This is a genomic window from Amycolatopsis nivea (assembly GCF_004522235.1).
GTDB classification, from domain to species: domain Bacteria; phylum Actinomycetota; class Actinomycetes; order Mycobacteriales; family Pseudonocardiaceae; genus Amycolatopsis; species Amycolatopsis nivea.
Window position 1 is genome coordinate 178118 of the sequence record NZ_SDLT01000004.1, and the last position, 21758, is coordinate 199875.

The following is a 21758-nucleotide window of genomic DNA, read 5'->3' on the forward strand; positions in this document are numbered from 1 at the left end:
ATGACGACTACCACCACTGCCCCGGCGACGGCCACCGCCGCTGTCGGGACGTCGGAGAGGACGGGCCTCTCGTCCGCCGGCTTGATCACGGTGCTGCTGGGGGCGGCACTGCCGATCATCGACTTCTTCATCGTCAACGTCGCCCTGCCCACCATCGATGCCGACCTGCACGCGTCCACCGCGACGCTCGAACTGGTCGTCGCGGGCTACGGCATCGCGTACGCGGTGCTGCTGGTGCTCGGCGGACGGCTCGGCGACACCTTCGGCCGCCGCAGGCTCTTCCTGCTCGGCCTCACGCTGTTCACGCTCACCTCGCTGGCCTGCGGCGTCGCCCCGGACGCCGCCACGCTGGTCATCGCCCGCGTCGCACAGGGCGCGGCTTCGGCACTGTTGCTGCCGCAGGTGTTGTCGATCATCCAAGCCGGGACCTCCGGCGAACGCCGCTCGCGCGCGATCGGCATGTACGGCGCGACCGGCGGCATCGCCACCGTGGTCGGCCAGCTGCTCGGCGGCGCACTGGTCGCCGCCAACGTGTGGGACCTGAGCTGGCGGCCGATCTTCCTGGTCAACGTGCCGATCGGGATCGTCGGGTTGCTGCTCGCGCGCCGCACGGTGCCGGACAGCCGGGCGAGCAACCCGCTCGGCGTCGACCGCTGGGGCACCGTGCTGCTGGCCGTTTCGCTGCTGTCGCTGCTGATCCCGATCATGGAGGGCCGCGCGCTCGGCTGGCCGTGGTGGAGCATCGCGCTGCTGGTGATCTTCCCGTTCGCGGCGTTCGGCTTCGCCCGCACGGAACGGAACCTCGAAGCCGCGGGCGGCACCCCGCTGCTGCCGCCTGCCCTGCTGCGCACCGCGAGCGTGCGGCACGGCCTGACCGTCGCGGTGCCGTTCTTCTGCACCTTCGGCTCGTTCATGTTCGTCTACGCGGTGACCCTGCAAAACGGCCTGCACCTCGGTCCGCTCGGCGCCGGGCTGGCGTTGACCCCGATGGCCGTCGCGTATTTCACGACCTCGCTGGTCAGCAGCCGCCTCGTCGCCCGCTTCGGCCGCAAGATCGTGCCGATCGGCGGGGTGATCCTCGCCGTCGGGCTGCTCGCGCTCGCCGGAACCGCGCTGCTCGACTGGCCGGACCTGTCGATCTGGCAGCTGGCCCCGGCGATGGTGCTGATCGGCGTCGGCAACGGGCTCGCGATGAGCACGCTGTTCCGGGTCGTGCTGTCCCGGGTGCCCGCCGACCTGGCGGGGGTCGGCGGCGGTGTGCTGACCACAACCCAGCAGACGTCGCTGGCGCTGGGCGTCGCGGTGCTGGGCAGCCTGTTCGCCAGCCTGAGCGTGCCGGGCGCGATGGGCTACCAGGGTGCGTTCGTGCTGGTCATCGGGATTCTGGCGGTGCTGGCGCTGCTCGTGAGCGGGCTGGCTCGCAAACTGCCCGATCCTCGCTGAGAATTCGACCGACGGAAAACTCCGCTCCCGGACGACGATGGAGATGTGACGGAACCTCGGGTGCAGCCAGACCCGGCCTTCGCGCTGCTCGGCCTCTACGAGAAGGCCCTGCCGGAGGTCTATGGCTACCTGCTCGCGAGGTGCGGCGACCGCGTGCTGGCGGAGGAACTGACGTCGGAGACGTTCCTCGGCGCGGTCGCCGCCTGCCGCAAGGAGCACGCGCCGCCGGTGAGCACGCCCTGGCTGATCGGGGTGGCCCGGCACAAGCTGGCCGACCACTGGCGGCGCGCCGAACGGGAACAGCGCGGGCTGCGGCTCGTGCACGACGCCGGATGCGACGTCGAGGATCCCTGGGACGAGCAGCTCGACGCCCTGCGTGCGCGGCAGGTGCTCGAAACGCTGACCGTCTCGCATCGGGCGGTGCTCACCTTGCGGTACGTCGACGGCCTCCCGGTGCGCGACGTCGCGGCGCATCTCGGCCGGACCATCCACGCGACGGAGGCGTTGCTGACGCGGGCCAAAACCGCGTTCCGCCGCGGCTACCAGGAGAAGGAGGGACGCGATGCCTGAACCGTTCGACGCGCTCGCACTGCCTTCGACTCCGGCCGACCCCGATCCGGCCTTCGCCGAGCAGCTGCGGGACGACCTCCGCCGACTGATCCTGAACGGAGCGGAGATGACCACCACCGAAACCACGCCGCAGCAGGCCCGAGCGGGTGCGCTGACGCCGTACCTGGTCGTGACCGACGCGCGCGCCGCGCTCGACTTCTACGTCGAGGTCTTCGGCGCACGGCGCCGAGCCGAGCCGATCGTGATGGACGACGGCCGGGTCGGGCACGCCGAACTGGACATCGGCGACAGCGTGCTGATGCTGGCCGAGGAGTTCCCCGAGCTGGGCAATGTCGTCGCGCCGGAGGGCGGCGCGCTGGTGCGCGTCGAGGTGCCCGATCCGCAGGACGCGGCGCGGCGGGCCGTGGAACTGGGCGCGGAACTGCTGCGCCCGGTCGAGGACCGCGGCTACGGGCTGAACGGGGTGATTCGCGACCCCTACGGTCAGCGCTGGCTGGTCGGAAAGGCCGCGCCACAAGCGAAAACGCCCGGGGAGCGCACGTACCGGCACGGCGAGGCCGGGTACTTCACCTTCCAGGTGCCCGACGACGGCCGGGCCAAGGCGTTTTACGGCGCGGTGCTCGGCTGGCAGTTCAACCAGGGCAGCCTGCCGACCGCCTGGCGCATCGAGGGCGACGGCCTGCCCGGCGGGCTGTGGGGCGGGCCGGAACTGCAGTCCGGCTGGAAGCTGATGTTCGCCGTCGACGACCTCGAGGCCGCGCTCGGCCGGGTGCGCGAGGGCGGCGGCCGGGCGGGCGAGGTGGAGAACCAGCCGTACGGCCGAACGGCGGATTGTGCCGACGACCAGGGGATCGAGTTCTGGCTGTGGGAACAGCCACGCACGTGACCTCGGCCAAAACCCCGGCGGCAAACCGGCCGGCGGGGCGCACACTCAAGGGATGGCCGCGCACTGGACGCCCCGCGACGAAGCCGAGCTGACCGCCGGCTGGCAGCTGTGGCTCGCGCTGGGCTCGTGCGCCTGGCCGGGACCGGACTGGGACGGCACGCCCGCCGAAGCCGTCCGCGGTCTGGAACGGTGTTTCACCACCTGCGACGAAATCCTCGCCGCGTACGACCGGCCGGATTCCGCGGTCGCCGGACTGGTGCGCTCGATGATCCTGGCCGCCAACTGGACGCTCGAACTGTGGCGCGACGACGCGGACCCGCTCGATTCCGAGCGGGCCGCGCTGTTGCACGCCGATCTGGCCGCGTTCTCCGACCACGCGGAGAGCGTCCGGACCTTGCTTGCCGCGGGCGGCGGGTGGGCCTCGCTTCCGCTGTGACCCGCCCGCCGTCCGTCTACAAAGGACTTACCAGCTCGCGGGCCGTTTCCGCTCCGGCTCGTACGGCTGCGTGATGACCTCGATCCCGTTTCCGCCCGGGTCGAGGAAATACACGCCGCGTCCGCCGTGGTTGTGGTTGATCTCGCCGGGGCCCTGCCCGCCCGGTCCGGCGTGGTAGTCGACCCCGGTTTCCTTCAACCGCAGGAAAAACGCGTCGAAGTCGTCTTCCGGAATGAGGAAACAGTAGTGCTGCAGCTTGCGATCGGCGTCCGGCACCGTCGCGAAGTCGAGCCGCACGCCGTTGCTGGTTTCGACCGGGATGAACGGGCCCCATTCCTCGCCGATCTCGAATCCGAGCAGGTGCGCGAAGAATTCGGCGGATTCCCGGTTGTTCCGGGACGGGACCATCAGGTGATTCAGTTCAAGAGAAAGTGACACGAAGCAATGCCTCCACAAGGCATCCCAGCACCTCCATGCCTCACCCAGCCGGTGACCGACACGCGATGCCGCCGAGGAGCATAGCGCAACCGAAGCGGATCTCCAATCAGAAAACCGGAACTCGCCGCCGGGCCGCGCGCGGGCGCCCGACTCCCTGCCAGGACAACCCGGCGTCGAGAATCATCCGCGGGTCGAGCAGATTGCGGGTGTCGACGACGTCGTCGCCTTCCATCGCGTCCGCGATCGCGACCCAGTCGAGATTGCGGAACTCGGCCCATTCGGTAAGCACCACAACGACATCCGCGTCCTTGGCGACCTGATACGGGTCGTCCACGACGGTCATCCCGGCGATGCCGCCGGAGACCGCCGGGTCGTACGCGGTGATCTCCGCGCCGAGCGCGCCCAGCACCGAAGACACTGCCAGGGCGGGAGAATCGCGCAGATCGTTCGTGCCCGCCTTGAACGCCAGGCCCAGCACGCCGATCCGCGCGCCGGCCAGCGTTCCGCCGCAGGCTCCTGCGATCTTCGCCACGATCCGGTCGCGCTGGGCGATGTTCTCGTCGATCGCCGAGGTCAGCATCCGGAAGTCGTAGTCGACCGATTCGGCGACCTTGACCAGCGCGCTGGTGTCCTTGGGCAGGCATGAACCGCCCCAGCCAGGGCCGGGTTTGAGGAAGGTGCGGCCGATCCGCCGGTCGTAGCCCATGCCTTCGGTGACCAGGTCGATGTCCGCGCCGAGCCGTTCGCACAGTTCGGCGATCGAGTTCACATAGGACAGTTTGAGCGCGAGAAAGCAATTCGCCGCGTACTTGACCAGTTCCGCACTCGCCGCGTCCGCGACCACGACGGGTGCGGCGAGGTCGCCGTACAACTGCCCGACCCACGCGGCGGCCGCGTGCGAATCCGACCCGACCACGATCCGGTCCGGGTTCAGGAAGTCTTGCACCGCAGTGCCTTCGCGCAGGAATTCGGGGTTGGAGACCACCGGCACGTCGGCGCGGCCGACCATCGCCTGGATCCGTTTCGCGGTGCCGACCGGCACCGTCGACTTCGTGATCAGCGCGCAGCCGGCCGGCAGCACGTCGCCGATCTCGGCGGTCACCGATTCCACCGCGCGCAAATCCGCGGACCCGCCCGCGCCCATCGGCGTCGGCACGCAGAGGAACACGCCCTCCGCGCCGCGAACGGCTTCCCGCGCGCCGACGACGAACGACAGCCGTCCGTTCGCCAGTCCGCGGGAGACCAGTTCGGCCAGTCCTGGCTCGAGGATGTCCACGCGCCCGGCCGACAGCCGGTTCACTTTCGCCACGTCCACGTCAACGCAGGTGACGCGGTGCCCGAGGCTCGCGAGACAAGCCCCCGTGGTCAATCCGACGTATCCCGTCCCTACCACCACGATCCGAGCTGAGCTCATGACGCTGAAGGTGACAGCCGGAGTTGACCTCAGTGCTAACGGAAGCGGTCGCGGCCGAATACTCCTCGCGACGACAGCGGGTGAGGCGACACACTCCGACAGGGATGCGAACGAACGTTAACCTGGGCGCGGAGGTGCACCGCGGCACCGAGAGCAGGAGGAAGGCTGAAGATGCAGATCACCGACACCGCAGCGCTCGTCACGGGTGGCGCGTCCGGACTCGGCGGCGCGACCGCCAAGGCGCTGGCCGCGAAAGGCGCGCGGGTGTTCGCCCTCGACCTCGCGCCTTCGATCGAGAAGGCCGAGCAGATCGACGGCATCACCTACGTCGAGGCCGACGTGACCGACCCGGACCAGGTGCAGGCCGCCGTCGACACCGCGGCGGGCTCGGGCGTACCGCTGCGCACGGTGGTCAACTGCGCGGGCATCGGACCGTCCGCGCGCATCCTGTCCCGCAAGGGCAGGCATGACCTCGCGCTGTACGCGAAGGTCATCCAGATCAACCTGATCGGCACGTTCAACGTGGTCACCATCGCCTCCGAGGCGATCGCGAAGACCGAACCGCTGGCCGACGACGCCCGCGGCGTCATCATCAACACCGCGTCCGTCGCCGCGTACGACGGCCAGATCGGGCAGGTGGCGTACGCGTCGTCCAAGGGCGGCGTGGTCGGGATGACCCTGCCCGCCGCGCGCGACCTCGCCTCGCACGGCATCCGCGTGCTGACGATCGCCCCCGGCATCGTCGACACCCCGATGCTCGCCACCGTCAGCGACGAATTCCGCGCCGGACTCGCCGCCGGGGTGCCGTTCCCGAAGCGGCTGGCGCGGCCGGACGAGTACGCGCAGCTCGCCCTGTCGCTGATCGACCACGACTACCTCAACGGCGAGGTCGTCCGCATGGACGGCTCGCTACGGATGGCCCCGCGCTGACCCCGCCTCGCGAGTGGCTGTGCCGCCCCCTCAGCGGCACAGCCACTCGCCCGGTCACTCCTTGCGCATCCGCACCTCGAGGCCGATCCCGTCCGGGGTCACCTCGCAGGTGCGGAACTTGCTCTCCGCGACCGTCGCGCGGAACTGCTCCGGCGTGTACGCCCGCCGCCGCAGCGCGCGCAGCGTGCGAACGGTGGTGAACGTGGCCACCGGACCGAGCTTCATCCGCGCGACCTCAGCGTCCAGCTCCGCGTCGGTCGTGCTCTTGCTCAAGTCCTGCACCAGCGCGACCCCGCCCGGCCGCAGCACCCGGTGCATCTCGTCGAGCGCGTCCACCGGGTCGGCGAAGTTCTTGAACGCCGCCTGGCAGATCAGGAAGTCGAACGAGCCGTCCACGAACGGCATCGCCGCCACGTCACCGCGACGGAAATCGACCGAGACGCCCTGCTCATGCGCGTACTCCCTGGCCAGCTGGACAAACGTCCGGCTGACATCCAGCCCCGTCATCGTGCACCGCCCGGTGCGGGCCAGCTCCACCGCGAAGAAGCCCGGCCCAGGCGCGACCTCGAGCACGTCGGAGCCTTCGGTCAGCTCCGAAGCCAGCATCTCGGCCGTTTCGCGATACTGAATTCGCTGCGGTTCGGTACCGCGTCCCCGCGCGTACGCCCGGGCGACCGGCCCCTCCATCTCCGGCAGCAGTTTCGTACGGTGGCGTTTGACCTGGGTGTTCCCCATCGTGTTTTCTCCCTGTTCGGTTGAGACCGAACCGGTTCGCCGCGGGGCCGTATCCTTGTCAGCGCAGCCTGAAGACAGGTTCCCGCACCTCGCGGTTTCCAGTTCGACGGTTCCCGGTCCCGGCGGCGGTGTGCCAGCACCTCCTCCGGGACCTCTTTATTCGCCCTCGTTCTCGACGAAGGCGGCCATGTCAGGCAGCTCCCCGGTCTCCCGGTAACGCCGCCACTCCTCGACCCCCGGGATCGCGCCGGTGGTCAGCTCCTCGTGCAGCCCGCGAACCCATTCGGCCTCCGCGCGCCACATCGCCAGTTGGTACTCCGCCTCGACGAGAACCAGCCGAGGCAGCTCAGCCCGCATCTTCGCCAACGCCTCGACACGGTCGCCGATCAGCCGGTCCAGCTCGCCGACCCGATGCCGCAACTGCTGATCGACCACGTCCGGCCCGAGCGCGAGCATCACCGACAGCCCCGTGTGAAACCGCGTGGCCTCCAAATCCGGCACCGCGAGCAACTCGGCGACCCAATCCTCCAGCTCAGCCTGGCCCGCGTCGGTAATCCGATAAACGGTCCGCTCCGGCCGAGCCCCGTCCCGCACGTTCTCGACGGCCTCGAGGAACCCGTGCTTTTCGAGGTTGCCGACGACTGTGTAGAGGGAGCCCCACTTGATCTTCAGGTCGCCCTCTTTGCCGCGTTCCCGCAGGAGAGAGGCCACCTCGTACGGATGCATCGGCCGCTCGAACACGGTGGCCAGCACGGCGAGGCCCAGCAAGTTGGAAACCTTTCGCCGCTTCACGCTTTCGACCTCCTCGTGGGCGAGTACTCGTGGACGAGTATAGGGAGAAGCGGGGTTGGCGGCAATGGCGGAAGGTCGGGCCGGTGGCGAGGTTGGGGCTGGACGCGGGGGTTGGAGGACGGAACCGGGTGTGAGCAACAGGGCAGGCAGACGAGACACCCGCAGGTTTGGCTGAGGCGCGCGGCCACGATCCGACGGGCGGTGCAGGGCGCGGGAGCGAGCCGGGGACGCAGCTCGAGCGGGCCGCGAGAACCGCCTAGCAGCACGGGAGGCGGGCAAGGGATCCGGCGAGGTGCACGAACCAGGGATCTGGGAAGTGCCCGGCAAGGCCGGATCTCGCGAGGTACGCGGCGAGACCGGAGCCTGACGAGCCGCCTGGCTAGGTCGGATCTCGCGAGTCACCCGGGCAAGACCAGACCCCGACGAACTGCCCGGCAAGGCCGGGTCTTGCGAGACATCCGCCAAATCCGCGGGCTGCGAACCGCCCGAGTCATCCAGGCAAGACCAGCGCCCAACGAAACCTTCCGGCAACGCCCGGGGACCGGCAACGCCGGGCCTAGCAAAACCTCCACGAAGCGACACCGCACCGAGCGCGAGGACAACCCACCCACACCCCCACAACCCCGATACGAAGCCAAAAACACGGGCGGCGGGTGCTTGTCAAGGCATCTTTCCCGCCTTGACAAGCACCCGCCGCCCGTAGTCACAATCAGGCTGAGGGGTGGTGGGACCCAAGCCCAGCCGAGGGGGCAGGCGGAACCCAAGCCCGGGTGGAACCCAATCCAGTGAGCCGAGGAGCGGGTGGAACCCAAACCCGAGAACTGAGACGCGCCGGAACCCAACGCCCAAGAATCACAGCCCACACCACCTGAGCAACAGACCTCAGATATCCAACATGTACGGAACCTCAACCTGAGCCCGCCCGCTCATCCACTCCCGCAGGGCCTTGGTCGCGAGCACGTCATCCTCGTTGTACCGCAACAACCGTTCCCGCTGCTCGTCATCAGGGACCGCGCCGTCCATCCCCACCGCATCCCGGTACCACCGCATCGAGGCCTCGCCACCAGCCTCCGGATCCCGCCAGGCGAACCCGGCCACCGGGGCGATCACCTTCAGCCCCTTGCCCCGAGAGCACAGGAACTGATCCGTCACGCTGCGGAACAGATCGACCCATTCATCGGAGTCCACAAAGGACTGAACGGTCCGCTTCTCCGGGATCCCGGAGTATTCCCCGAACCGTTCGACCGACCCGAACAGCCACCGGTTCTCCGCGAGCGCGTTGTAGCAATACGCCCGGAAAGTCAGCCCCGCGGCCAGCGTCCGCTCACGAACATCGGTGAACCACGCCCAAAACTCAGCGAACGACCGCGCCTCGTCCACCGTCGGCAGCGGCTCCCAGGTCGCGAATGCCCGGTACCCCTGCGGCACTCCGATGTCCACTCCGGACAGCAGCGTCCCCCACAGGTAAGCCCCGGAATCGCCGAAGCTTTCCATGTCCACGTCGACCTCGACGTCCGCGCGCGGCACCTCGATCTTCGGCGTGCGACGCACCACCGTCAGATCCGCCAGCCACGCCCGGGCCAGCATGATCGCGTCCGAGAACGTGCCGCCCGTCCAGTTCATCGGCGGCATCTCGGCGGCCGGGTCCAGCGCGGCCAGCTTGTCTACAGTGGACACTCCGACGCGGCGCAGCTCGCCCGCGTCCTCGCCGCGCACGACCAGGCTCACGTCACGTGTTTCGGTGAGGACGACCTCGCACGTGGCCCAAAACGGACACCGCCGGCACTCCAGCACCCGCGAGGGCGCGGCCAGCGCTTCGGCACCGGTGGCGGCAGCGGTCGCGACGGCGAGCCGATCCGCGAAGCGTGCGTCGTATTCGTCCAGTGCGCTGCGGCCGCCCGGCCAGGTGCCCGCGGTGAGGTCGTGCCAGACGACGACGTCCGCGTCCAGACCGATCACGCCGCCGAGCGCGCGCCCGCCGGCCGCCAAGCCGCGGGTCTCCAGCATTCGCCGCAGGTGGGCGAGTCGCAGCTGGTCTCGCGGCTGCGAGCGCACCTTGCGCAGCTCGTCCGGCGAACGGCGCGCCGGATCCAGCTCCGTCATCGCGGTGGTGGGCGCGCCCTGGCCGCGGTCGGTGATCCGGTGCCGGACCACCAGCACCGGCACATACCCGTCGTCGACGCGCACGAGCAGGTCGATGCCGCCGCGCCGGTGCCCGACCGGGTCGGCGGGCAGCAGCGCGCCCCAGATGTACTGCGTGCCGTCCGCGAACGCCTGCTCGGTGAGCCGCACCCGCTCGCCAGCGGACGCGGTGCGCGGCACCCGGGCCCAGGTCGCCTCCGGCCCCGACGCCGCGACCAGCTGTTCGAGGATTTCCTCGCGGTGCGCGGTCGCGTCGTCGATGCGCTGCTGTGCGGTCGGATCCGGTGGCGGCAGCGGCACGTCGCGCATCGCCGGGTCGTGTTCCAGGTGCACCCGGCGGCGGCAACGACTCACTGCTCCCGCGTCGAGCAACACCTCGTCTCCCATAGCGATCACAATAGATCGTGGGTACGACATTCCCCGCGCGAGCCGACATGCCCGTCAGGTCGGGGACCAGTAAGTTCATCCGGAGAAGGCGTGGGAGGTAACGGCCATGGCGCGCAAGGCCAAGCAAGACAAGGCCAAAAAGGACGAGGGTGAAGCCCGGATCACCCCAAAAAAGGCGAAGAACGCGGTCGCGGTGGCCAAGGTGCTCGGACCGGCGGTGCTGCCGGTGCTCGCGCCGTACGCGGTCCGCGCGGCAGGTGCGGCGCGGGAGGCGTACGACCGCTACCAGGCCCGCAAGCTGGGTGTCGCCGTCGACCAGCTCGGCGAGTACACCGGCCGCGGCGCGGCGCTGCACGCCCGGATCGCGGGTCTCGTGCAGGGGCTCGGCGAGCTGAAGAAGTCGGCGAAGGCGACCGAGCAGGACCAGAAGTTCGCCGCCGAAACGCAGTCGACGCTGGAGCAGCTGTCGGCCACGGTGCGCGCCGCCGAGCGCATGCCCGCGGGCCGGCGCAAGGCCGCGCACCGGGCGGTCACCGGCGAGCTCGAACGGCTGGAAGAGCAGCTGCTGCACCGCTTGGGCATCTGAACCCGGCGAAAGGGCCCCTTGAGCGAACTCAAGGGGCCCTTTCCGCTGCCGGGAAGCGCTACTTGATGAAGCCCTTCTGCAGCATCCAGTCGTGCGCGACGGTGCCCGCGTCCTTGCCGTCGACGTCGACCTTCTTGCACAGCTCGACCATCTGCTTGTTGTCGAGCGCCGCCGCCACCGTCTCCAGCGGGCCGCGGATTTCCGGGTGCTGGTTCAGGAACTCCGTGCGCAGCGTCGCCGCCGCGTTGTACTGCGGGAACGCCTTCTTGTCGTCCTCGAGCACGCGCAGGTTCAGCCCGGAGATCCGGCCGTCGGTGGTGAAGACCTCGCCGACCGGGCAGGTGCCGTTGGCCACCGCCGAATAGATGGTGCCGATCCCGAAGTTCTCGATCTTCGGGTTCTTGAACCCGTACGCCTTGACCGCCGCCGGGAACCCGTCCTGGCGGCTGGTGAACTCCGTCTCCAGGCAGAACCGGTTCTGGTCCGGGTGCGTGGTGAGGAACTTCGCCAGGTCCGACGTGGTCTTGAGGTTGTTCTTCGCCGCGTACGCCTCGGTGGTGGCGAAGGCGTACTGGTCGTTGAGCGGCGAGTAGTTCAGCCAGGTGACGCCGTACTTCTCCGCGTCGGCCTTCTTCGTGGCCTCGTACTGCGCCTTCTCCCCGCCCGGCACCGGCAGCTCGTTGCCCTGGTAGTTGATCCAGCCGGTGCCGGTGTACTCCCAGGTCACGTCGGTCTGCCCGTTGAGCAGCGCCTGCCGCGACGAGTTCGACCCCTTGATGTCGGTGAGGTCGATGACGTCCGCGCCCGCCGCGCTCAGCGCCATTTCGGCCATGTAGCCGAGGATGATGTTCTCGGTGAAGTCCTTCGACCCGACGACCACGCGCTGGCCTTCGAGCGACGGGATCGGCCGGATGGACCCGGGTTCGATCTTGAACGGGATCGAGGTGTTGACGTCGAGCCCGCACGCCGAGAGCGTCCCGGCGAGCAGGGCGGCGCCGACCAGCGCGCCCGCCTTTTTCAGGACGTTCATCAGCGCAGTCCCTTCGGTCCGAAGTACTGCTCGGCGACCGCGCCCAGCCAGTCCACCAGCAGTGCCAGCGCGACGGCCAGCACCGAACCGGTGATCAGCACCTTGGTCAGGTTGAGCTTGTAGCCGGTGTCGATCAGGAGCCCGAACCCGCCCGCGTTGACGAACATGCCGAACGTCGCGGTGCCGACCGCCAGCACGAGCGACGTGCGCAGGCCGGCCAGGATCAGCGGAACCGCGAGCGGGAATTCCACCCGCCACAGCACCTTCTGCGCGGACATCCCGATGCCGCGGCCGGCGTCGATGAGCGACGGGTCGACCTGCTGGATGCCGACCATCGTGTTGCGCAGCACCGGGAGCAGCGAATAGAACGCCAGCGGCAGCGCGGCGACCCACAGCCCGCCGACCGCGCCGGTGAAGATGAACCACAGCACCAGCACGCCCAGCGCGGGCGCGGCCTGTCCGATGTTCGCGATGGCCAGGAAGATCGGCGCGAGCCATTTCGCCCACGGCCGGGTGACGATGATGCCGAGCGGCACCGCCACCAGCACCACGATCGCGGTGACCACGACGGTCATCGCCACGTGGTCGCGCAGCGCGGTGAGCAGCGACTCCGCGTTCAGCGTTTCCTTCTCGGTCGCGGTGAGCCCGCTGGCGAACACCCAGATCAGCGTCACCGCGACGATCAGCACGACCACGGCGGGCTGGGCGAACAGGCGGACGCGTTCCGCGCGGCGGGAGCCTGACTCGGTGCTGAATCCGGTATCGACGGCAGCGGTCATGCCGTGGCCCCGTCCTCGTCGACGTGGTCGTCGGCGTGCTCGTCGCGCAGCTGCTGGATGGTCGCGATGACGGTGTCCAGCTTGATCGTGCCCGCGTACTCGCCGCGCGCGCCGGTGACCGGCACCGAACCGCCTTCGGCGAGCATCGCCTCGAGCGCGTCCTGCAGCGTCGACTGGAGGCTGACGATGTCGCGCAGCGGCTTGCCGACCGAGCCCAGCGACGTGGCGTTGGTCAGTTCGCGCACGTGCACCCAGCGGATCGGCCGTCGCCGCTGGTCAAGCACCAGCGCGAACGGCTTGCGCGATTTGCTCAGCTTCTCGCGCACGTCGGCGGGCGCTTCGTCGATCGTGGTGGTGAGCGCGTCCTGCTGGAGTTCGACATCGCGCACGCGCAGCAGGGTCAACTGCTTGAGCGAAGCGCCGGCACCCACGAAACCGGCGACGGTGTCGTCGGCCGGGTTCGCCAGGATCGACTCCGGGGTGTCGTACTGCAGGATCTTCGACTGGTTGCCGAGCACCGCGATCCGGTCGCCCAGCTTGACCGCCTCGTCGAAGTCGTGCGTGACGAAGACAATGGTCTTCTTCAGGTCGGTCTGCAGCCGCAGCAGTTCGTCCTGCAGGTTGCCGCGGGTGATCGGGTCGACCGCGCCGAACGGCTCGTCCATCAGCAGCACCGGCGGGTCGGCGGCGAGCGCGCGGGCCACGCCGACGCGCTGCTGCTGGCCGCCGGACAGCTGGCGCGGGTAACGGTCGCGGAAATCGACCGGGTCGAGCCCGACCAGGTCCATCATCTCCTCGACCCGCGCGGTCACCTTCTTCTTGTCCCAGCCGAGCAGGCCGGGCACGACGGCGATGTTCTGCGAGACGGTGAAGTGCGGGAACAGCCCGGCCTGCTGGATCGCGTAGCCGATCTGGCGGCGCAGGGTGTCGACGTCGAGCTTCAGCGCGTCCTGCCCGCCGATGGTGATCCGGCCGGACGTCGGCTCGATCAAGCGGTTGATCATCCGCATCGTGGTGGTCTTGCCGCAGCCCGACGGGCCGACGAACACCACGATCTTGCCCGCGGGCACGACCATCGAGAAGTCGTCGACGGCCGGGGCGCGGGTGCCGGAGTAGCGCTTGGTGACGTGGTCGAGTTCGATCTCGACGCCGGAGACGTTTTCTTCGGTCGCAGTGTGCTCAGCCACGGACACCCCTAGAAATGGTGAATCGCTTGATCAGGACGTAGATGCCGTCGAGCACCAGCGCGAGGATGACCACGCCGACGGTGCCGGTGAGGGCCTGGTTGAGGGAGTTCGTGCTCCCGGCGTTGGTGAGGCCGGAGAAGACCTCCGCGCCGAGGCCGGGGCCCTTGGCGTAGGCCGCGATCACCGCGATGCCCATGAGCATCTGCGTGGCGACCCGCATCCCGGTGAGGATCGCCGGCCAGGCCAGCCGCAGTTCGACCCGGGTGAGCACGGAGAGCCTGCTCATCCCGATGCCGCGGGCGGCGTCGGTGATCGCCGGGTCGACCGCGTCGAGGCCGACGATCGTGTTGCGGACGATGGGCAGCAGGCCGTACAGCACGAGCGCGATCACCGCGGTCGTCGAGCCGAGGCCCGAAAGCGGGATCAGCAGACCCAGCAGGGCGAACGACGGGACGGTGAGGATCGTGCTGGCCAGCGCCGTGGCGACGGCGGAGCCGATGGGGCTGCGATAGACGGCGATGCCGATCAGCACGCCAAGGATCGCGGCGAGGATCGTGCACTGCACGACCATGCTGGTGTGCAGCCACGCCTGGAGCAGCAGCCTTCCCCACCGGTCCGAGATGTACTCGAAGAGGTTCATCCGTATTCGTTCTCCCGCCAGCTTGCGAGCCCCGGACGTCACCCGTTCGGAGTAGCCCATCAATCGGCAGGGTGACTACCCGGAACGGATACGGTCGAAACCCCCACTTCTCGGTTGTGATTACCCACCGTTTCGCATCAGCGAGGGGTCGGCAACCGAAGCACAGCGCTCCACCGAGCGGTTTTTACCGGATCGAGACCCGCCTACCTGTGCGTTTTCCGCAGGTGCTCACCATTCGAGACGCTTCAGTCACCCACCGGAGTGCCGTTAAGCTGCCCGAATGAGCACTCCAGCCCGGCATCGCGGCGCACTCGCCGCTGTCCGCGGCGGACTGCTCGCGCTGAGTTCGGCGTCACTCGCCGTCACCGCGCACGCGGTCGCCGACGGCGGGCTGCCGGATCCCGCGCTCACTCTCCTGCTCACCGGACTGCTCGGCTGGACCGCCACCGCGCTCGCCGGGCGCGCCCGAGGACCGCTCGGCACGATCGCCGTGCTCGGCGGCGGGCAGCTCGTGATGCACCTGGTGCTGACGACGCTCGGCGGGCACGACCCGTCCGGTGCGCCCGCCGCGCCGGACGGCTGGGCGATGACCGTCGCGCACGCAGTCGCGACGCTGCTCACCGCGCTGGTGCTGGCGCGGGCGGACGCGATGCTGCTCGCGGTGCTGCACGTCCTGCGGGTCATTCTTCCGCTGCTGGTCCGGCCGTTGCCGGTTCCGGTGGCGGCTGCCGGGATCGCGCGGTCGCGTGCGGCTGGGGCGATGCCGTTGCTGACTGTCGAACTTCGCCGCGTCCGGGGCCGACGCGGACCTCCTCGGCTCTCCTGAACCCGCACCTTCTTTTCCCTTTTCCGGCGCAGGCCTCGTCCTCCGCCGGCCCTTCCCTGTTCAGGAGAACTTGTGTCCCACCATGTCTTCCGTCGTGCCGGCGTGCTCGCCGCGACCGTCGCCGCCACCGGTCTGCTCGGCGCCGGCATCGCGTCCGCGCACGTGACCGCCAACGTCTACGGCGACCAGCCGGCCAAGGGCGGCTACGGCACGATCTTCTTCCGCGTCCCGAACGAGGACGCGAAGCTCGGCACGATCAAGGTCGAGATCGACGTCAAACCGGACTACGGCATCGGCAACATCCGCACCAAGCCGATCCCCGGCTGGACCGCCGAGGTCACCAAGTCGAAGCTGCCGCAGCCGGTGACCACCGCGTCCGGCACGAAGATCACCGAGGCGGTCACGAAGGTCGTCTGGACCGCGCAGCCGGGCACCAAGATCGGCTCGACCGAATTCCAGGAGTTCGAGATCAGCGGCGGCCCGCTGCCGTCCAACGTCGACCAGCTGGAGTTCCCGGCGATCCAGACGTACGAGGGTGGCAAAGTGGTGGACTGGAACCAGCCCACCCCGCCCAGCGGCGAGGAGCCGGAGCACCCGGCCCCGACCATCAAGCTCGCCGCCGCCGAATCCTCGGAGCACGGCGGCCACACGCAGACCACAGCTGCCGGAGAGAACGCTGAGGCCGCGTCGTCGTCGGACAACACGGCGCGCTGGCTCGGCGGGGCCGGCCTCGTGGTCGGCGCGCTCGGGCTCGGCGTCGGCGCGGGCGCGGTGCTGCGTTCCCGCCGTCCCGCCGCAGGAAAGACCGAAGGAACCAAGTAATGCGTAAAGCGCTCCTCGCGCTGGCGATCTCCGGGGTGGCCCTGCTCGCCGTGGCCACCCCGGCGCTGGCGCACAACGTGCTGATCAACTCCGACCCGGCGAACGGCGCGTCGCTCGCCAAGGGCCCGGCGAAGGTCACGCTCACGTTCGACCAGTACGTGCAGAACGCCGACGTCAACCAGATCGCGGTGACCGGCCCGGACGGCAGCCAGTGGGCCGAGGGTCCGGTGACGGTGGAGAACAACGTGCTCAGCGCGCCGCTGCGGCCGCTCGGCCCGGCGGGCAAGTACACCGTCGGCTACCGGGTCCTCTCCGCCGACGGGCACCCGGTGTCCGGCGAGATCCCGTTCACCCTCACCACCGCGGGCAACGGCACCCCTGCCAAGGGCGACGCGGCCAAGGCGGCCGGTGCTCCGGCCCAGTCGGCCCCGGCGGCGTCCTCGTCGTCGAGCGGCGTGCCGATCTGGGTGTGGATCGCCGGTGCGGTGGTGCTGCTCGCGATCGGCCTCACCGTCGCGCTGCGCACCGGCCGCGACCCCGGATCGGACAAGGCGGACCAGTGACGCGAGCCGAGACCACCTCCGCGGTCCGCTGGGCCACGCTCGCCTGCGTGGTCGTCGCGGGACTGCTGGGCGCGCTGATCGGCATCGCGCTCACCGCGTCCTCGCCCATTCCGGGTGTCGTGGAACCCAGCGAGGTGGTCTCGGCGGCCATCCCGATCGTGCGCGTGCTGCTGGACCTGGCGGCGGTCGCGACGATCGGGCTGGCCCTGCTGTCCGTGCTGGTCGGGTACGACCGGCCGAAACTCACCGAACCGGTCATGCGCCGGGCCCGTCCCGCCGCCGTCGCCGCCGCGCTGGTCTGGGCGGCGACCGCGGTGGTCGCGCTGATCCTGCAGACCGCGGAGTACAAGCCGGGCAAGCGGATGCTGACCGGCGGCGACATCGGCAACTACATCGCCGAGGTCGGCGCGGGCAAGGCGCTGGTGATCGTGGCCGTGCTCGCGCTGCTGCACGCCGTGCTCGGGTTTGTCGCGCTGCGCAAGGGCGAGAAGGTGCCCGCCGAGGTGCGGGTGGGTCTCGGCATGTTCGCGCTGCTGCCGTTGCCGGTCACCGGCCACGCGTCGAACTGGGCCTATCACGACTACACGATGATCTCGATGGAGCTGCACGTCATGAGCGCGGTCGCCTGGTGCGGCGGCCTCGGCGCGATGATCGTGCTGCTGGCGGCCAACCGGACGCTGCTCGCGCACGCGCTGCCGCGGTTCTCGAAACTGGCGACGCTGTGCCTGGCGCTCTCCGCGGTGACCGGCCTGTTCAACGGCATCGTGGAAATCCTGGCCAACCCGACGATCGGCTTCTGGGCAGGCGTGTTCACCACGCCGTACGGCCAGCTGATGGTGCTGAAGGTGCTGTGCACCGGCGCGATCGCGCTGCTGGCCGCCAACTTGCGGTGGCGGCTGATGCCGCGCATCGTGCGACACCAGCGGACGGCGCTCGCCTCGTGGGCCACGCTGGAATTGACCGTCATGGGGCTCGCCTTCGGGTTCGCCGTGGTGCTCACCCGAGCCCCGGTCGCGGTGTCCTGACCGGCCGAGGTGACGGCGGGTAGCCGCAACTTGCACAATGGGACTAGCAGTACGCTATCCGGGGCGATCTGCCGGACCGAATTATCGCTGCGCAGCGATACCTCGTGAGCCATCGACGGAAAGCGGCGAACGGTCATCTGCAGTCGGCGAATGCACGTGCAGAATGCCGTTCAGCGGTATCTCGTCCACGCGGTGGCCGTCCGGCCGGCGCGAAGGTCCGCCAGCCGACGGCGGAGTTCAGCCCGCACCGGCGGATGACTGCGCAGGATCGGCAGCACGCTCGTCGTCAGCTTCAGCTCCCGCACCGCCCTGAGCACCGAAAACCCCGGCCAAACCGTCACGTCGAACCCGTAGGCGGCGGCGAACTCGGCGTACCGGGCCGGAGGGTCGCCGAACCGTTCGCGGCCGACGGCGAGCGGCGTCAGATCCCATTCCGGCGGGCCGACGCAGGAGGAATCGAAATCGCACAGCACCGGGCCGTCCGGGCCGGGCAGGACATTTCCCGGATGCGCGTCGCCGTGCACGAATCCCCTGGCCAGCGGGAAATCCAGGGTGTCGAGGCGGTCCTGTACCTCGGCGCAGCGCTCCAGGAGGAACCGCCGGTCGGCCGGGGCGAGTTCCTCCGCGTCGGCGACCCTGGCCTCGATCGAACGCAGCGGCTCCCATGCGGGAAGGCCGTCCGGCGGGGGCAGCGCGTGCACCCGCCGCAGCAGTCCGGCCAGGTCGGCCGGCGTCGGCGACGGTCCGGCGAACGGCACCAGATCCCACACGGTGACCAGATATCCGTGCACGTCAAGCGGTTGCTCGACCCCGGACAGCAGCCGGACCGCGGGCACGTCGTGCCGGGCGAAATGCTCGGCGACGCGCACGACCGTGCCGACCCGGTGGCGCAGCTTGGTGGAGCCGACGATCCGCACGACGACCGGTGCCCCGTGCAGCGCGAACACCGCGTTGTTGGTGAACCGCAGCAGCCGCGCGCCCGCCGGGTCGAAGCCGAGCCGAGCGCAGACATCCGCCAGCACCTGGCGCAGTTTCGCAGGGGTGAACCTGCCTTCGGGCAAGGCGAATCCGGTCGGCTCAGGCCGCGTAGAAGATCTTGAGCCGGTCGGCGAGGTCGCGGGCGTCGGGGTTGTTGCGCCGCCGTTCGGCTTCGGCCAGCAGCGGCCGCATCCGGTCCTTGACCCGCGCGGATTTGATGCTCTCCGCGCATTCGATGGCCTTGCCGCCGATCTTCACGCCGTGGTCGATGTCGCCCTCGAGCAGGTGGTTCGTGGCGAGCGCGCTGAGCATGAACGCCTTGCTGCGCGCCATGTCGTCGGTGTAGGTGTCGACCGCCCGGCTCAGCGCCGGGATCGCGTACTTCGTGTGCTCGGGGTTCTTCATCGCCAGCACGGTGTGCACGGTGCCGGTCATCGCGTAGACGTCGGTCTCGTTGAAGAACTTGACCCACGATTCGGCCGTGGCCAGGTCGGCGCGCGCGAATTCGTCCTTGCACCGGCCGAGCAGCTTCACCGACTGCTCCTCGTTGCCCATCATCGCGTAGGCCCACGCCTCGTTGGCGCAGAGCACGGCGACGGCCAGCTCGGAACCGGATTCCTGCGCGGCGATCTGGCCGAGCTGGAACAGTTTGAGCGCGTCGTTCGCGGCGTCCTGGTGCAGGTAGACGCGGCCCATCCGGTACAGCACGTTCGCCACCAGGTGGTGGTCGCCGCCCTGTTTGGCCAGGTCGAGCGCCTGCGCGAAATGGCCGCGCGCGGAGTCCATCAGGCCGGTGTCGAACGACGTCCATCCGGCGAGGCTGTGCAGGTCGGCGATCGCGGTGTACAGCCGGTTCTTCACCTGCTCGGCCGCGCTGGAGTCGAGCATCTGCTGGCCCCAGGACAGCTGCGCGACGACGGCGTCGCGGCAGAACCCGCCGCCGTACTGGTAATCGAGCGCGCGCAACGCTCTGGTCGCCGCCTCGACCTGGCGCACGTCGGTCGTCCCGATGCGCCCGGGGGCGGGAGTGCGCGCGGGCGCCTCCGACCACGTGCCGGATTCCGGACCGAACACCGCCGCACCCATCGTGACCTGGGCGGCGTGCGCGAGGAACCTCCGTCGCTTCACGGACTCGTCCTCCTCAGCCTGCCGGCCGTCGGACGCGCCGACGACCCGTATCGCCGTGGTCTCGTCATAGGCGAGACCCATGTATCCACGAGGGACACCCAGGCCGTCGGCGATTCTCGTGAGCACGTCGTAGGCCATGACCTGGCGACCCTTGAGGATCTCCGACACCTCGGACTGCGACTGGCCGGTCATCGCGGCGATCTGGCGCTGCGATACCCCGTGTTTGCGCAACAGCCGGTACACGGCGCTGACCTCGCGGGCGGCGAGCGCCTCCCGCATCTCGGGCTGTTCCCAGGCGTCGGCCGGAACCGGATTGCCTGACCGGGCGTCGGTGTTAGCGACTCCGGAACCACTGCCAGCACTGGCATCCATTGCCATTGCGCCCCCTCACCGTCTCCTGGGCGTCTGATCAGCACCCTAAGCACACGCGAGAACCTTGTGAAACGCGCGGACGCACGCGTTGATCGGCAGGGCCGAACTCCGCTGACCGCTTACCGTGGAACGCGGTCCGGTCACCGCTATGACGCGGTTTCGACCTTCTCTCGCACCCGGTTTCACTTCACTGTAGTTGCCAGATCTCCGTCAGCGCCCGGTCACCCGCGGCGATCACGGAGAGCGATGGACCCGACGACACAGATCTGCCGGCGCTGATGCATCCCGCAAGGTGCAGCGGCCCGGGACGAGAAAGCGTGGAGGGACAGTGGAGTTCGTGGATTCGCTCGGTGGAGGACAAGCCGGGACCGCGGTGCGGTCCGTTCGGCCCGCACCGGGAATCGCCACGGCACGTCCGGTGCCGCCTACTGTCGCTTCCGCCGTCGCCGCCTCGGTGTCCGCTGACCCGCGTACCGCGGGCGTGCGGCATTTCGAGGGCGGCCAGGTCGTGTGGCGCGTGCAGTGCGGAGATCTCATCAGCCGCGAGCGCGCTGTCACGGTGTTCGTCGAGGACGACGAGGTCGTAGTGGTTTCTCCGCCTGGGGAGACCGCCCGCCTCACGTCCGGCCAGCTCGGCCAGCTCCGGGCCGCGCTCAACGAAGCCGCCACTATGGCGGAAAGGTGACGGTGAGTTTCCCCATGGATCAGGTTCTCGGTCAGGTTCTCCGCAACGCCGTGTGGGAGCGCCTCGACATGCTGTCCGACCTGGCGGAACGCGCCGACGCCCCGTCGCTGGTCTCGGTCGCCCGCTCCGAACTTCCCCGGCTCGCCGAGGGCTGGCGCGCGATGCTGCAGGCGCACGAGCCCGACGAGCGCGGCGACTGCCCCACCTGCTCGACGCGCTGGCACCGCTGCAAGGCCCCGTGCTCGGTGTGGCAGGTAGCGCACGAGCACCTGGTCGCGGGCGGGCTGGCCCCGCAGGCGCTGTCGGCTGCCGGACACCGCCCGGCGCGCCGCCGCGCCGCGGTCCCGGCGGTTCCCGGGCAGAACCGGCGAGCCGAATCGCCGGCGGAGACGACCGGCAGGCACGCGCTGGTGAAGCCGCGTCCGGTCAGCGCCTGACCTCTCGGGTGGGGTGCTTCCGGGCGGATCGCCCCACCTGGGTTCGACTGGCGAGCGCGCGATCGTCCGGCTTCCCCGACCGGTCAGGTCGCCCGGCATCCTCGCCCGGCCGAGGGTGGGTCCGTCCGTCCCCCCGAGCGAGACGGACCGCCCTCGGCCACCCCCAGCCTTAACGCGATTAATCGAAAAATGTCCGGCAGAACACCTAGCGGACGCAGTAATCGGACGCTAGGTTGAAGATCATCGCACCGGCCGCCCCGCGCCGGTCGCGACCCAGAACTCCGCGGGCCGGTGCCGTTGCACTCCCCTCCCCCGACCGGCACCGGCCCGCGGTTCCACTTCCCAGACCCGCCGTCGGTTCCTCGGAGCCCGCTGCGGGTTTGTCGTATTCGCGGCGGCGCATGGGCACCGGCGCGGTAATTCCGCGCAACACCACGGCAAACGTTCTCCGGCCGTCGGTAATCTGCTGCGGGGGGCGTGTCCGTTCGCATTCGGCCGCGCGCGAGATCGTGGTGAGCAGGGAGAAA

At 69.7% G+C, this 21758-nt stretch carries 23 protein-coding genes; 12 read left to right on the forward strand and 11 right to left on the reverse strand.

Going from position 1 to position 21758, the window contains the following annotated elements:
* Genes EIZ44_RS06665 through EIZ44_RS06680 form a run of 4 tightly spaced genes read left to right on the forward strand, consistent with a single transcriptional unit; the run spans nt 1 to nt 3335 of the window.
* The gene (locus EIZ44_RS06665) at nt 1-1443 is read left to right on the forward strand and encodes an MFS transporter (RefSeq protein ID WP_134728002.1); all 1443 of its coding nucleotides are present in this window, start codon (nt 1-3) and stop codon (nt 1441-1443) included.
* A gap of 45 nt (nt 1444-1488) precedes the next feature.
* Complete coding sequence (locus tag EIZ44_RS06670) at nt 1489-2013, forward strand: RNA polymerase sigma factor (protein ID WP_037806918.1); 525 nt, start codon at nt 1489-1491, stop codon at nt 2011-2013.
* Nucleotides 2006-2899, forward strand: coding sequence for a VOC family protein (locus tag EIZ44_RS06675; RefSeq protein ID WP_134728003.1), 894 nt, complete (start codon nt 2006-2008; stop codon nt 2897-2899). The genes EIZ44_RS06670 and EIZ44_RS06675 overlap by 8 nt, the downstream gene beginning before the upstream one ends.
* 52 nt (nt 2900-2951) lie before the next feature.
* Nucleotides 2952-3335 carry a hypothetical protein gene (locus EIZ44_RS06680; protein ID WP_043837928.1) on the forward strand — a complete coding sequence of 128 codons (384 nt, stop codon included), beginning with the start codon at nt 2952-2954 and terminating at the stop codon, nt 3333-3335.
* 27 nt (nt 3336-3362) lie between these two features.
* Here the strand turns inward: EIZ44_RS06680 and EIZ44_RS06685 are convergent, their stop codons facing one another.
* Nucleotides 3363-3743, reverse strand: coding sequence for a VOC family protein (locus EIZ44_RS06685; RefSeq protein ID WP_037806911.1), 381 nt, complete (start codon nt 3741-3743; stop codon nt 3363-3365).
* A 136-nt stretch (nt 3744-3879) separates the two neighbouring features.
* A complete protein-coding gene (locus EIZ44_RS06690; RefSeq protein ID WP_134728004.1) occupies nt 3880-5187 on the reverse strand; it encodes a UDP-glucose dehydrogenase family protein in 1308 nt (435 codons plus the stop codon).
* A 171-nt stretch (nt 5188-5358) separates the two neighbouring features.
* Here EIZ44_RS06690 and EIZ44_RS06695 point away from each other — a divergent pair, with 171 nt between their 5' ends.
* Nucleotides 5359-6117, forward strand: coding sequence for an SDR family NAD(P)-dependent oxidoreductase (locus tag EIZ44_RS06695; protein ID WP_134664552.1), 759 nt, complete (start codon nt 5359-5361; stop codon nt 6115-6117).
* Between the two features lie 54 nt (nt 6118-6171).
* Here the strand turns inward: EIZ44_RS06695 and EIZ44_RS06700 are convergent, their stop codons facing one another.
* The 3 genes from EIZ44_RS06700 to EIZ44_RS06710 all read right to left on the reverse strand — a co-directional run bounded on the left by EIZ44_RS06700 (nt 6172) and on the right by EIZ44_RS06710 (nt 10173).
* Nucleotides 6172-6852 (reverse strand): class I SAM-dependent methyltransferase, encoded by a 681-nt coding sequence (locus tag EIZ44_RS06700; protein WP_134728005.1) that lies wholly within the window; start codon nt 6850-6852, stop codon nt 6172-6174.
* 156 nt (nt 6853-7008) lie between these two features.
* Nucleotides 7009-7644, reverse strand: coding sequence for a PadR family transcriptional regulator (locus EIZ44_RS06705; RefSeq protein ID WP_043837937.1), 636 nt, complete (start codon nt 7642-7644; stop codon nt 7009-7011).
* A gap of 882 nt (nt 7645-8526) precedes the next feature.
* Nucleotides 8527-10173 carry a TM0106 family RecB-like putative nuclease gene (locus EIZ44_RS06710; protein WP_167754008.1) on the reverse strand — a complete coding sequence of 549 codons (1647 nt, stop codon included), beginning with the start codon at nt 10171-10173 and terminating at the stop codon, nt 8527-8529.
* Between the two features lie 106 nt (nt 10174-10279).
* On the opposite strand from EIZ44_RS06710, the gene EIZ44_RS06715 reads away from it, so the two are divergent.
* Nucleotides 10280-10759, forward strand: a complete 480-nt coding sequence (locus EIZ44_RS06715; protein ID WP_037806899.1) for a DUF6474 family protein — start codon at nt 10280-10282, stop codon at nt 10757-10759.
* A gap of 58 nt (nt 10760-10817) precedes the next feature.
* On the opposite strand, the gene EIZ44_RS06720 is transcribed toward EIZ44_RS06715, so the two are convergent.
* From EIZ44_RS06720 to EIZ44_RS06735, 4 genes are read right to left on the reverse strand one after another with little or no spacing between them, the layout of a single operon-like run.
* On the reverse strand, nt 10818-11789 hold the full coding sequence (locus EIZ44_RS06720; protein WP_051728581.1) for a glycine betaine ABC transporter substrate-binding protein: 972 nt from the start codon (nt 11787-11789) through the stop codon (nt 10818-10820).
* The gene (locus EIZ44_RS06725; protein WP_037806898.1) at nt 11789-12568 is read right to left on the reverse strand and encodes an ABC transporter permease; all 780 of its coding nucleotides are present in this window, start codon (nt 12566-12568) and stop codon (nt 11789-11791) included. The genes EIZ44_RS06720 and EIZ44_RS06725 overlap by 1 nt, the downstream gene beginning before the upstream one ends.
* The gene (locus EIZ44_RS06730) at nt 12565-13761 is read right to left on the reverse strand and encodes an ABC transporter ATP-binding protein (RefSeq protein ID WP_134728007.1); all 1197 of its coding nucleotides are present in this window, start codon (nt 13759-13761) and stop codon (nt 12565-12567) included. Before EIZ44_RS06730 ends, EIZ44_RS06725 begins: the two co-directional genes overlap by 4 nt.
* Nucleotides 13748-14395 carry an ABC transporter permease gene (locus EIZ44_RS06735; protein ID WP_037806896.1) on the reverse strand — a complete coding sequence of 216 codons (648 nt, stop codon included), beginning with the start codon at nt 14393-14395 and terminating at the stop codon, nt 13748-13750. Before EIZ44_RS06735 ends, EIZ44_RS06730 begins: the two co-directional genes overlap by 14 nt.
* A gap of 280 nt (nt 14396-14675) precedes the next feature.
* On the opposite strand from EIZ44_RS06735, the gene EIZ44_RS06740 reads away from it, so the two are divergent.
* From EIZ44_RS06740 to EIZ44_RS06755, 4 genes are all read left to right on the forward strand, one after another.
* Nucleotides 14676-15221, forward strand: coding sequence for a hypothetical protein (locus EIZ44_RS06740; RefSeq protein ID WP_134728008.1), 546 nt, complete (start codon nt 14676-14678; stop codon nt 15219-15221).
* A gap of 72 nt (nt 15222-15293) precedes the next feature.
* Complete coding sequence (locus EIZ44_RS06745) at nt 15294-16043, forward strand: YcnI family copper-binding membrane protein (protein ID WP_037806894.1); 750 nt, start codon at nt 15294-15296, stop codon at nt 16041-16043.
* Nucleotides 16043-16606, forward strand: coding sequence for a copper resistance CopC family protein (locus tag EIZ44_RS06750; RefSeq protein ID WP_167754010.1), 564 nt, complete (start codon nt 16043-16045; stop codon nt 16604-16606). The genes EIZ44_RS06745 and EIZ44_RS06750 overlap by 1 nt, the downstream gene beginning before the upstream one ends.
* Complete coding sequence (locus tag EIZ44_RS06755) at nt 16603-17631, forward strand: CopD family protein (protein ID WP_037806890.1); 1029 nt, start codon at nt 16603-16605, stop codon at nt 17629-17631. Before EIZ44_RS06750 ends, EIZ44_RS06755 begins: the two co-directional genes overlap by 4 nt.
* A gap of 170 nt (nt 17632-17801) precedes the next feature.
* On the opposite strand, the gene EIZ44_RS06760 is transcribed toward EIZ44_RS06755, so the two are convergent.
* Together EIZ44_RS06760 and EIZ44_RS06765 are read right to left on the reverse strand one after the other, a co-directional pair.
* Complete coding sequence (locus EIZ44_RS06760; RefSeq protein WP_134728009.1) at nt 17802-18692, reverse strand: phosphotransferase enzyme family protein; 891 nt, start codon at nt 18690-18692, stop codon at nt 17802-17804.
* Nucleotides 18693-18708: 16 nt separating this feature from the next.
* Nucleotides 18709-20109, reverse strand: a complete 1401-nt coding sequence (locus tag EIZ44_RS06765; protein WP_051728579.1) for a helix-turn-helix transcriptional regulator — start codon at nt 20107-20109, stop codon at nt 18709-18711.
* A 328-nt stretch (nt 20110-20437) separates the two neighbouring features.
* Between EIZ44_RS06765 and EIZ44_RS06770 the strand changes: the two genes are divergently transcribed.
* Together EIZ44_RS06770 and EIZ44_RS06775 are read left to right on the forward strand one after the other, a co-directional pair.
* Entirely contained in the window at nt 20438-20794 is a 357-nt protein-coding gene (locus tag EIZ44_RS06770; protein WP_037806886.1) for a hypothetical protein, read from the forward strand.
* A gap of 14 nt (nt 20795-20808) precedes the next feature.
* A complete protein-coding gene (locus tag EIZ44_RS06775; RefSeq protein WP_037806884.1) occupies nt 20809-21231 on the forward strand; it encodes a hypothetical protein in 423 nt (140 codons plus the stop codon).
* The last annotated feature ends 527 nt before the right edge of the window (nt 21232-21758 follow it).